General features: G+C 75.1%; 8 protein-coding genes and 1 pseudogene. 7 read left to right on the forward strand and 2 right to left on the reverse strand.

The annotated features are described in order from the left end of the window. The 4 genes and pseudogenes from LW587_RS23135 to dgcA all read left to right on the forward strand — a co-directional run. Nucleotides 1-652, forward strand: a pseudogene (locus tag LW587_RS23135) (hypothetical protein); the annotation flags it as partial. Between the two features lie 44 nt (nucleotides 653-696). Beyond that, the gene (locus LW587_RS23140) at nucleotides 697-1791 is read left to right on the forward strand and encodes an NAD(P)/FAD-dependent oxidoreductase (RefSeq protein WP_232631935.1); all 1095 of its coding nucleotides are present in this window, start codon (nucleotides 697-699) and stop codon (nucleotides 1789-1791) included. Nucleotides 1792-1876: 85 nt separating this feature from the next. Further along, on the forward strand, nucleotides 1877-2887 hold the full coding sequence (dgcN, locus tag LW587_RS23145; RefSeq protein WP_232631936.1) for an N-acetyltransferase DgcN: 1011 nt from the start codon (nucleotides 1877-1879) through the stop codon (nucleotides 2885-2887). Nucleotides 2888-2898: 11 nt separating this feature from the next. Next, nucleotides 2899-3882: an N-acetyl-D-Glu racemase DgcA gene (gene dgcA / locus LW587_RS23150; protein ID WP_232631937.1), complete on the forward strand. Its 984-nt coding sequence runs from the start codon at nucleotides 2899-2901 to the stop codon at nucleotides 3880-3882. Between the two features lie 25 nt (nucleotides 3883-3907). On the opposite strand, the gene LW587_RS23155 is transcribed toward dgcA, so the two are convergent. Further along, entirely contained in the window at nucleotides 3908-4198 is a 291-nt protein-coding gene (locus tag LW587_RS23155; protein ID WP_232631938.1) for a hypothetical protein, read from the reverse strand. 338 nt (nucleotides 4199-4536) lie between these two features. Here LW587_RS23155 and LW587_RS23160 point away from each other — a divergent pair, with 338 nt between their 5' ends. From LW587_RS23160 to LW587_RS23170, 3 genes are all read left to right on the forward strand, one after another. Then, nucleotides 4537-6426 (forward strand): PAS domain-containing sensor histidine kinase, encoded by a 1890-nt coding sequence (locus LW587_RS23160; RefSeq protein WP_232631943.1) that lies wholly within the window; start codon nucleotides 4537-4539, stop codon nucleotides 6424-6426. Between the two features lie 390 nt (nucleotides 6427-6816). Beyond that, nucleotides 6817-7155, forward strand: a complete 339-nt coding sequence (locus LW587_RS23165) for a peptidoglycan-binding domain-containing protein (RefSeq protein WP_232631939.1) — start codon at nucleotides 6817-6819, stop codon at nucleotides 7153-7155. A gap of 133 nt (nucleotides 7156-7288) precedes the next feature. Further along, the gene (locus tag LW587_RS23170) at nucleotides 7289-7630 is read left to right on the forward strand and encodes a DUF1491 family protein (RefSeq protein WP_232631940.1); all 342 of its coding nucleotides are present in this window, start codon (nucleotides 7289-7291) and stop codon (nucleotides 7628-7630) included. A gap of 76 nt (nucleotides 7631-7706) precedes the next feature. Here the strand turns inward: LW587_RS23170 and LW587_RS23175 are convergent. Continuing rightward, nucleotides 7707-8292: ABC transporter permease (locus LW587_RS23175; protein WP_442919193.1), on the reverse strand; the 586-nt coding region annotated here is incomplete at its 5' end.

An 8292-nucleotide genomic window follows, 5' to 3' on the forward strand; every position in this document is an offset into this window, starting at 1 on the left:
CGCGATGGCCGCGGCCCAGGCCGACCCGCTCGCCCCGCCGCCCGTTGCTCCGCCGTCACTGGCCAAACCAGCGCCGTCCAAGCCGTCGCCGGCGCCGGCCACCGCGCCGACCTTCGTGCCCGCGCCTCCTCCGGCGCCTGTCGTGGCGCCCGCCGTCCGTGCGGCCGAGGCCAAGCCGGCAGGGGCCAAGCCAGCAGGGGCCAAGCCTGTCGAGGCGAAGCCGGCGGAGACCAAGCCTGTGGAGACCAAGCCGGTCGCGTCCACGCCCGTCGAGGCGAAGCCGGTGGTGCCCGAGCTGGCGGCGTTCAAGCCGGTGGCGCCTGCCCGGGCGGAGCCGACCGCCGCGGAGGTCAAGCCCGCGCCGGCATCGTCGGCCGAGTTCAAGCCTGCGCAACCGGCCGTGACGGGGCCGGATACCAAGCCGGATGCTGCCAGACCGGATCTTGCCAAGACCGAACGCGGCTCTTCGGCCGAACCCGCCGGCACCGGGCCTGAAATGCCCGATCGCGCGGGGCCGGCGCCGTCCGATTCGGTGAGGTCCGAGGCGGCCTCGTCAGAGGGCCTGCCCCAGGGCCAGACTCCGTTCTCGGTCGAGGAGATCGAGGCCGAGTTCGCCCGCCTACTCGGGCGCCCGCTCGACACCAAGCGCTGACGGGGGCAGGACCGCCACAGGCGGGGCAACGGAGCCGCAGCGGCATGGAAGCGCTCGTCGTCGGGGCAGGGGTGGTGGGGCTCGCCATCGGCCGGGCGTTGGCCCGGCGGGGGGTCTCGGTCATCGTCGCCGAGGCCGCCGAGGCCTTCGGCACCGGCGTCTCGGCCCGCAGCTCCGAGGTGATCCATGGCGGGATGTACTATCCGCCGGGCTCCACCCGCGCCCAACATTGCGTCGAGGGGCGCCGCCGCCTCGTCGCATTCTGCGAGAGTCACGGCGTGCCCCACCGCCTGTGCGGCAAGCTCATCGTCGCCACGCAGGACCAGGAGCGGGACGCCCTCGCGACCCTTTTCGCCCGCGGCGTCGCGAACGGGGTCGAAGGCCTTGCCCTCCTGGGGCGCGCCGAGGCGGTGGCCCTGGAGCCGGCCCTCGCCTGCGTCGCCGCCCTGCACTCGCCGGCCACCGGCATCGTCGACAGCCACGCGCTGATGCTGGCGCTTCTCGGCGACATCGAGGATGCGGGCGGCGCCCTGGCGCTCGGCACTCCCATCCTGTCCGCGGCTCGCGAGAAGGGGCGCTGGCAGGTCCGCTTCGGCGGGGCGAGCCCGGACGGGCTCGAGGTCGACCTGCTCGTCAACGCCGCCGGGATCGGGGCGCAGGCACTGGCCCGACGGATCGCGGACGTCGCGCCGGAGCGCATCCCCCGCCAAGTGCTCGGCAAGGGCAGCTATTTCGGCTGCAGCGGCCGGCCCGCCTTCACGCGGCTGATCTACCCCGCCCCGGTCGAGGGGGGCCTGGGCATCCATCTCACCCTGGATCTCGCCGGCCGGATGCGGTTCGGCCCCGATGTGGAGTGGGTGGAGGGCGAAGAGTACGCCGTCGATCCGGGCCGCGCGGGCGCGTTCGAGGCGGCCATCCGGCGCTACTGGCCCGGCCTGCCCGACGGCCGCCTGACGCCGGATTATGCCGGCATCCGCCCCAAGCTCACCGGCCCCGGCGAGCCCGCCGCCGATTTCCGCCTCGACGGCCCGGCGGAGCACGGCCTGCCCGGCCTCGTCCAGCTCTTCGGCATCGAGAGCCCGGGGCTCACCGCGGCGCTCTCGCTCGCCGAGGCGGTGGCGGACGCGCTCGCGGCGTGAGCGCACCTCTCGCGCATCGGGCACGGATCGCGCATAGACGAACGGACCAGGCGGCGCCCGGCGCCGGACGGGAGATCCCTCGGACATGCAGATCGCCACGCCCTACCTGATGTTCCTCGGCGACGTGCCGGATACGCTCGCCGCCAAGACCGCCTACGGCATCAACGACTGGCGGCCGGACTGGTGCGTCGGGCAGAGCCGCATGGAGGGCTGCGCCGCCGATCTCGGCATCCCGGACCTGACGCGCGCCGAGGCGGTGGAGCGGGGCTGCCGGACCCTGGTGATCGGCGTCGTCAACGCGGGCGGCACGCTGCCCGAGCACTGGATCGCCGAGATCGTCGCGGCGCTCGAGGCCGGGCTCGACGTGGCGAGCGGCCTGCACGTCCGCCTCGGCTCGATCCCGGCGATCGCCGAGGCGGCGCAGCGCCACGGCCGGGCGCTCCACGACGTGCGCCACACCACCGAGACCTTCCCGACCGGCAAGGGCAGCCGGCGTCCCGGGCGGCGGCTGCTCACCGTCGGCACCGATTGCTCGGTCGGCAAGAAATACACCGCGCTCGCCCTGGAGCGGGGCATGCGGGAGCGCGGCTTCGATGCGGATTTCCGCGCCACCGGACAGACCGGCGTGTTCATTTCGGGCCGGGGCGTCGCCATCGACGCGGTGGTGGCCGATTTCATCTCCGGCGCCGTCGAGTGGGTCGCCCCCGCCGCCGCGCCGAACCACTGGGACCTGATCGAGGGCCAGGGTTCGCTGTTCCACCCCTCCTTCGCCGGCGTCAGCCTCGGCCTGCTGCACGGGGCCCAGGCCGACGCCTTCGTGGTCTGCCACGAGCCGACCCGCACCCGCATGCGCGGCGTCGAGGCGCCCCTGCCGACGATCGCCGAGGTGATCGAGCTGACGATCCGCTGCGGCCGGCTCACCAACCCGGACATCCGTCCCGTGGGCATCGCGGTGAACACCCAGGCGCTCGCCGAGGGGCAGGCCCGGGCGCTGCTGGCGGAGGCGGAGGCCGCCCACGGCCTGCCGGCGACCGATCCGGTCCGGTTCGGCGTCGACGCCATCGTCGACCGGATCGCCGCCACGTTCCCGGCCTGAGAGGATCCGCGATGCCGCGCCGCCTCACCGTCGCCGTCGAGCGCTTCCCCATCGCCGGCGCCTTCACCATCGCCCGCGGCAGCCGCACCGAGGCGGTCGTCGTGGTGGCGACCGTCGAGGACGGAGACCATCGCGGGCGGGGCGAGTGCGTGCCCTATGCCCGCTACGGCGAGAGCGTCGAGAGCGTCGCCGCCGCCCTCGAGGCCCAGGCCGACTGGATCGGAGCGGGAGGCGAGCGCCTGGACCTCTCCGGGCGGCTCGGACCGGGCGCGGCCCGCAACGCCCTCGACTGCGCCCTGTGGGACCTCGCGGCCAAGCGCGCGGGCCGGCCGGCCTGGTCGCTCGCGGGCCTGACCGAGCCCGGGCCGGTCACCACCGCCTACACCCTCAGCCTCGGCGATCCCGAGGCCATGGAGGCCGCCGCCCGCACGGCGAGCCATCGTCCGCTCCTCAAGGTGAAGCTCGGTGGGGCGGGCGATCCCGAGCGCATCGCCGCCGTGCGCCGGGGGGCGCCGGAGGCGCGGCTCGTCGTCGATGCCAACGAGGCGTGGCGGCCGGAGACCATCGAGGCCAACCTCGCGGCCTGCGCGGCGGCGGGGGTGCGGCTCATCGAGCAGCCGCTGCCCGCGGGCGAGGACGGGCTGCTGGCCGAGATCGCCCGCCCCATCCCGATCTGCGCCGACGAGAGCCTGCACGACCGGGCCGGGCTCGACGCCCTGGCGAAGCGCTACGACGCCATCAACATCAAGCTGGACAAAGCGGGCGGCCTTACCGAGGCGATCCGCCTCGCCCATGAGGCCCGCGCCCGCGGCTTCGCGATCATGGTGGGCTGCATGGTCGGCTCCTCGCTCGCCATGGCCCCGGCGATGCTGATCGCCCATCACGCGGAGTATGTGGATCTCGACGGGCCGCTCCTGCTCGCACAGGACCGCCAACCGGCCCTGCGCTACGAGGGCAGCCTCGTGCATCCGCCGTCGCCCGATCTGTGGGGCTGAGGGCGGGCTTCGGGCCCGCGGCGCCTCAGCGACCGCCGCTTCCCCGCCAAGCCGGCAGCCGGTCGCTCGGCGCGAGCGTGTCGGCGGAGGGCGGCGGGTCCGCGAGGCGGTGGGCCAGGGCCTCCGCGCCCATCCGCAGGGCGTCCGCCCGCGCCTCCGGCGGGAGCGCGGCGGCGAGGCTCGGGAGGCTGCCGGTCATCGTGACGGTCGAGCGCAGCCGCGCGGTGTCGAGGGTGTCGGGTGCCGTGCCCTGGCGCGTGGCGGCGAAGTAGGAAAGCACGCCGATCACCAGGGCGGCGCGAAGGAGGAACGACATGGGTCGGGTCCGGAAGCGGCGGCGCCGCGGCGGGTCTTCTCCTGCACCCTGACACTTTCCCGGTGAGGGGACGGAGTCCCGCCGGGGCAAAAGCCGGGACGTGGTGAACGAGAGCTTGCGCGGCCTCCCGGCCCCTTCACGATGCGCCCCGCCACCCCTGTGGACAACGTCCTCGCCGACCCCGCACCGAGGCCGTCGGGCCCCCTGAGTCGGCGGTAACCGAGCGACCCTTTTCATCCTCGCTTAAACCGCCTCTGCGACGCTTCCGGCTGTTCGAAACGAGCAGTCGAGGGGCGCCGGACGAAGGCTGAGTTCAGCTCTACGAGCCGGTGCTGTGCGTGGTGGTGTTGCGTAAAGACGGTAGCCTTGCCTCACTCTTCGACGCCCGCCTCGCCGGGCTGGTTCACGCCTCCGTCCAGGCGGAGGCCGGCGTGCGGTTCCGCCACGAGCGGTTCCTCGTCTCCCGGCTCGCCACCGGCGCGGTGATGATGGCGGCGCTGCCGCCCTACCTCGTCTGGCGCGGCGTGCCGAGCGGGATCGAGGCTATCGCCATCGCCAGCCTGTTCCTGCCGGTGCTCGCCGCCATCGTCCTGTCCCGCACCGGCTCGCTCTGGGTCGCCCACGCCCTGTCCTCGGCGGGGCTCACGGGCCTGCTGGTCTGCCTCGCCGCCCTGACCGGGGGGGCGAGTTCCGCCGCCGCGATCTGGCTCGTGGCGGTCCCGCTGGAGGCGATGGTGTCGGGCTCGCGCCGGGCGACGCTCGCCGCCGCGGTGATCGCCGTCATCGGCGCGGTCGCGGTGGCGCTCTCCGGCCATCTCGCCCTCGAAGGCCCCGCCCTCGACTGGCCGAACGCCGTGGCGCTCCCGGTCTTCGCCATCACGGCCATCGGCCACATCACCGCGCAGGCGATCGAGCACATTCGCCGCGAGGGCGAATGGCGTGCCCGGATGCAGGACAACGAGGCCCGCGACCGGCTGCTGCTCTCGGCCATCGACGACCTCGTGACGTGGCACGACGCCAACGGCCGCGTGCTGGAGGCCAGCGGCTCGGCCGCCCGCTTCGTCGGCGCCGATGCCGGACGCCTGCGCGGCCACGGATTGCTCGACCGCGTCCATATCGGGGACCGGCCCGCGCTTCTGCAGGCGATCAGCGACGTCGCCGCCAACGGCCTGCCCGCCACCGTGCCGTTCCGCCTGCACCTCGACGCCGCCCGCCCGGACGGCACCCGCACCCTGTTCGCCGAGATGCGGGCCCACCGGATCGAGGCGGCGCTCGCCGGCGCCAACGGCTCGACCGTGGTGGCGGTGACCCGCGACGTGTCCGAGCACCGCCGCCACGCCGCCGAGCTCGACCGGGCCCGGGCCGAGGCGGAGCGCGCCGACGAGGTGAAGACGCAGTTCCTCGCCACCGTCAGCCACGAGCTGCGCACGCCGCTCAACGCCATCATCGGCTTCTCCGACGTCCTGGCGGGCGAGGGCGCCATCACCCTCTCGCCGGAGCGGGCCCAGGAATATGCCGGCATCATCGGCCAGTCGGGCCGGCACCTGCTCGACGTGGTCAACACGCTGCTCGACATCTCGCGCATCCGCAGCGGCCATTTCGACGTGCATCCGGAGCCGATCGACGTCGCCGGCCTGATCCGCTCCTGCTGCGACCTGATGCAGCTGCGGGCCGACGCCTCCGGGGTCGCGCTGAGCTGCGGCCCGGTCCCGGCCCAGTGCGGCCTCGTGGCCGACGCCCGGGCCTGCCGGCAGATGCTCATCAACCTGATCTCGAACGCCGTGAAGTTCACCCCCCGGGGCGGGCGCGTCGAGGTCAGCGTGCGGCGCGGCAGCGGCTATCTCGACTTCGTGGTCAGCGACGACGGGATCGGCATCGGCGAGGCCGACCTGCCGCGGCTCGGCGATCCCTTCTTCCAGGTCGGCGGCGGCTACGGGCGCACCCACGAGGGCACCGGCCTCGGCCTCTCGGTGGTGCGCGGGCTGGCCGGCATCCACGGCGGCTCGGTCTCCGTCGAGAGCGCGCCCGGCAAGGGCACGAGCGTCGCCGTGACGCTTCCCCTCGATTGCAGCCGGGCCCGGGCCTCCGGCGAGCCGGCGCCGATCCGCACCTCCATCCGCGGCGCGGCGTCCTCCGAGATCCTGCCCGAGCCGATCCGTCTGCCGGTCGGCCTGTTCGACCCGACGCCCGCCGCCCGCAGCGGCGAGTCCTTCCGGCGGGCCGGCTGATCCGCCGGCGCCACCCGCAACCGATGATGCATCGAGAGGAACGCGACATGCGGGAGACCCCCGCCGGACGGGATCGGCGCGAGATCGTCGTGACGGGCGACATGCGGGGCCATGCCCGCGGACCGGCCGGCGCGCCCCGCCCCGCGCCGCAACGGGCCCGCGGGCCGGCCGGGCCCTCGGCCGCGGCCGGTGCCGCGGCCTTCGCAGGGCGGGCGAGCCGCTTCTGCCTGCGCTACCCCGGCGGCGTGCTCGGCACCCTGGCCGGCCTCGGCGCGGCGCTCGTCGTCTGCCTCAACGCGGTGGGCTTCCAGGATGGGCGTCACCCGGCGCCGATCCTGCCGACGGTGAAGACGGCCGACGCCCGCCCCGCCGCGGGACGCCATCGCCGACATGATCCGCTCCGGCGAAACCACCGCCTCCGTCACGCCGCGCGCGGCCCCGCGGCCCGCCCCGAAGGCGGCGCCGGCGAAGCCCGAGGCGGCCAAGGCGGAATCCAGATCCGACCCCAAGGCGAAGGCGGAGGCGGAGACGAAGCCCGATCCGGCCGTGATGCGGGCCCAGCGCGCTTTGTCCCGCCTCGGCTACGGCCCGTTGAAGGACGACGGGTTGATGGGCCCGGGAACGCGGGCGGCGATCGAGCGGTTCGAGCGCGACCGCAAGCTCCCGATCAAGGGAGAGGCCACGGGGCGCACCCTGCGCGCGTTGACCACGAAGGCCGCCCAGGGCTGAGGGCGGCCGTCCCTCGCCGCGACACGGGCCGCCGGCCTCGGATCGCCGCGCAGGCGGGACCGATCCGGCATCGCGCGATCCGGCCGGGCGCCCGCGCATCGACGGAACCGGGGGAGGGGGCTATGACCGGCCGATGGCACGCCTCCGCTCGGATTTCTGGGTCTCCGCCCATCTGCGCCGCCTCGACGTCGAGGGCATCCCGGCGGTCCAGCGCCGCCGCGGCGCGGCGGAGGCGGGCGCGATCTTCATCAAGGTCGATCGCCTCGACGGCACCGCCGACCTGTACGGCCCGGCGCCGCAATCCCTGATCGAGGCGGAGGATTCGGGCGAGCGCCGTTTCAGCCCGGTCCTGACGGCGGCCCCCGTCCTCGCCGTCGAGGAACGGCTGACCCGCGAGCTGCGCTTCGATTCCGATCTCTGGATCGTCGAGATCGACGACCGCGCCGGGCGCCACACCCTTCCCCTCGCCGAGTGACCGGCCGAGTGACCGGCCGAGTGACCGGTCGGGATCGGTTCCGCCCCGGGTCTCGGGGCAGGCACGGCCCGGCGCCTCACCCCCGGCGCAGCCACGCCGTCGCGGCAAGCAGCAGCGCCTCGCCGAGGAAGGCGAGGGCGGCGGTGGCGAGCGCCCCCTGCAGCAAGCCCGAAAAGTTCTGGTTCTGGAGGCCGGCCACGACCGGCGTGCCGAGCGTCGGGGCGCCCGCGAGCGCGCCGAGCGCGGCCAGGGCCACCGAGAGGACGAGGGCGGTTCGCAGGGTCTCGATCAGGCCGGGGGCGGCGAGGGGCAGTTCCACCCGCCAGAGCACCTGCCCCGGGGTCAGGCCGAGGGCGCGGGCAGCCTCGCGGATCTCGGCCGGCACGGCCTCGAGGGCGCCCACCGTCCCGCGCAGGGTCGGCATCAGGCCGTAGGCCACGAGCGCCAGCAGGGTCGGCGGGCCCCCGAAGCCGAGCACGGGCAGGGCGAGGGCCACCATGACGACCGGCGGCACCGCCTGGGCGAGGGCGGCCAGGGTGTCGATGCCGCCGCGCAAGGGGGCGAAGGCGTGGCGCGTGGCGAGGAGGCCGAGGCCGAGGCCGGCCGCGGCGACGAGCACGAGGCCCGTTCCGGCGAGCGCGACATGATGGGCCGCGAGCGCC

Source organism: Methylobacterium sp. Leaf118 (genome assembly GCF_920984675.1).
Taxonomy (GTDB): domain Bacteria; phylum Pseudomonadota; class Alphaproteobacteria; order Rhizobiales; family Beijerinckiaceae; genus Methylobacterium.

Excerpts from the sequence above, each read along its gene's own strand:
- LW587_RS23140 (WP_232631935.1), top strand. The coding sequence starts at position 697 with ATGGAAGCGCTCGTCGTCGGGGCAGGGGTGGTGGGGCTCGCCATCGGC.
- dgcN (WP_232631936.1), top strand. The coding sequence starts at position 1,877 with ATGCAGATCGCCACGCCCTACCTGATGTTCCTCGGCGACGTGCCGGAT.
- dgcA (WP_232631937.1), top strand. The coding sequence starts at position 2,899 with ATGCCGCGCCGCCTCACCGTCGCCGTCGAGCGCTTCCCCATCGCCGGC.
- LW587_RS23155 (WP_232631938.1), bottom strand. The coding sequence starts at position 4,198 with ATGTCGTTCCTCCTTCGCGCCGCCCTGGTGATCGGCGTGCTTTCCTAC.
- LW587_RS23165 (WP_232631939.1), top strand. The coding sequence starts at position 6,817 with ATGATCCGCTCCGGCGAAACCACCGCCTCCGTCACGCCGCGCGCGGCC.
- LW587_RS23170 (WP_232631940.1), top strand. The coding sequence starts at position 7,289 with ATGGCACGCCTCCGCTCGGATTTCTGGGTCTCCGCCCATCTGCGCCGC.